Annotated in this window: 3 protein-coding genes; all 3 read right to left on the bottom strand. The window is 67.0% G+C overall.

The genetic code is table 11. The features are described 5' to 3' along the window. Positions 1–434 (bottom strand): ATP-binding cassette domain-containing protein (locus ACFFIO_RS17330; protein ID WP_378043712.1); only part of this gene is annotated, 434 nt, incomplete at its 3' end. Between the two features lie 76 nt (positions 435–510). Further along, a complete protein-coding gene (locus ACFFIO_RS17325) occupies positions 511–1,422 on the bottom strand; it encodes an ABC transporter permease (RefSeq protein ID WP_378043710.1) in 912 nt (303 codons plus the stop codon). Then, positions 1,419–1,814, bottom strand: a 396-nt coding sequence (locus ACFFIO_RS17320) for an ABC transporter permease (RefSeq protein WP_378043708.1), incomplete at its 5' end; no start/stop codon positions are given. The genes ACFFIO_RS17325 and ACFFIO_RS17320, both read right to left, overlap by 4 nt.

Raw genomic sequence — 1,814 nt, 5'->3', positions numbered from 1 at the left:
TTCAGGGGCAGTTCCACGTTGTCCCGGACCCGCATCCAGGGGAACAGGGAGCGGCCGTACTCCTGGAAGACCACGGCCATGGACTTCGGCGGGCCGGTGACCTTCTTGCCGTGCAGGGTGACCTCCCCGGCGCTGGGGGCCAGCAGTCCCGCGATGCACTTGAGCAGGGTGGTCTTGCCCGATCCGGAGGGACCGACCAGGCAGGCCAGCTGGCCCTGGGGCAGGTCGAAGGTGAGGTTCCGGACGGCCTCGATGTCGCCGCCGTCGGTGTGGTACACCTTCTTCATGTTCCGCACGGAGAGCATGGCCTCGCCGTCCGGGAGGGTCTTGCCGACGGTGATCAGTCCGTCCGGGGTCTCGGCCACGCCGCCCTGGGAGACGACGGTGCCCGTGGTGGCTGAGGCAGGTGCGGTGGAGGTCTGGTCAGAAGTCATGGTGGCTTCCTTTTCGGTGTGAGACTCGGGGGATGAATCAGCGTGCACTGAATCGGGGCTGACGGGTTCGGTGGGCTCAGGCTGCATTCTCGATCTCCCTCAGGCCGTGGTACCAGCGCAGCACGTTGCGCTCGATCAGCTGGAAGATGAAGGACATGATCACGCCGATGATGCCCAGCAGCACGATGCCGGACCACATCTCCGGGATCGCGAAGGACCGCTGGAACTGCACGATCGTGAAGCCCAGCCCGGAGGAGGCGGCGAACATCTCGGAGATGACCATCAGGATCAGCGCGATCGAGAGGGACTGGCGGATGCCGGCCATGATCTGCGGCATGGCCGAGGGCAGGATCAGGTAGCGGACCCGGTTGAACCCGGTGATCCCGTAGGTGTGCGTGGTGTCGGCCAGGACCTCGTCCATGGACCGCACGCCCTCGATGGTGTTCAGCAGGATCGGCCAGACCGCCCCGGAGATGATCACCGCGACCTTCATGTCGTCCCCGATGCCGATCAGCAGCATCAGCACCGGGATCAGCACGGTCGGCGGGATAGCGCGGAAGAACTCAAGCGTGGGCTCGGTCAGGGCGCGCAGCCAGCGGACCGAGCCGATCAGCAGGCCGCCGACGATGCCGATGATGATCGAGCCGGCGATGCCGACCAGCAGGCGGGTCAGCGAGGGGATCACGTCCGTGGTGATCCGGTCCCCGGTCCAGGTCTCGAAGAAGGTCTCCACCAGCAGTGCCGGGGTGGGAACGAAGAAGTTCTTCTCCCCCACCGCGGTGGAGATGTACCAGATCAGCACGAGGATCACGGGCAGGGCCGCGATGAAGAACAGGCCCTTGGCCGCACCCCAGGCGCGCTTGGCGGCAGGGCGGGGCCGCTGGGACCCCGACGGACCCTTCGGGGAGACGGACCGGTTGGCCTGGGCGGCCCCGGTGGGGCTGTCCGGCAGGTTGGTGTGCGTGGCGAGGGGGATTTCGGCGCTCATGTGGCGACCTCCGTTCGGACCGAGGAGTGCCAGGACAGCACCTTGCGCTCGATCATGCGCATGACCAGGTTGATGAGGACGCCGAGCAGGCCGGTCGCCAGGATCAGGGCGTACATCGCCACGTAGGAGCCACCGGACTGGGCCTTGGCGATCTCCGCGCCCAGGCCCGGGTTGCCGATGATCAGCTGGGCGGTGATCGCCAGGATCAGGGCCACGGCCGAGGCCAGGCGCACCCCCGTCATCAGGTACGGCAACGCCGTGGGGAAGATGACGTAGCGAAGCCGCGCCAGCGGACCGAGCCCGTAGGACCGGGCCGTGTTCATGGCCACGTTGTCCACATCTGCTACCCCGTACAGGACCTGGATCAGCACCTGCCAGAAGGACGCGTACAC

Origin of the sequence: Citricoccus parietis (assembly GCF_042433045.1) — a bacterium.
Classification (GTDB): domain Bacteria; phylum Actinomycetota; class Actinomycetes; order Actinomycetales; family Micrococcaceae; genus Citricoccus; species Citricoccus parietis.
The sequence above is the reverse complement of the archived record's forward strand: the minus strand, read 5'-3'. Positions and strand labels throughout refer to the sequence as shown.

What these genes read in the sequence shown, in the direction of transcription:
- ACFFIO_RS17325 (WP_378043710.1), bottom strand. Translation starts at nt 1,422, where the DNA reads ATGAGCGCCGAAATCCCCCTCGCCACGCACACCAACCTGCCGGACAGC.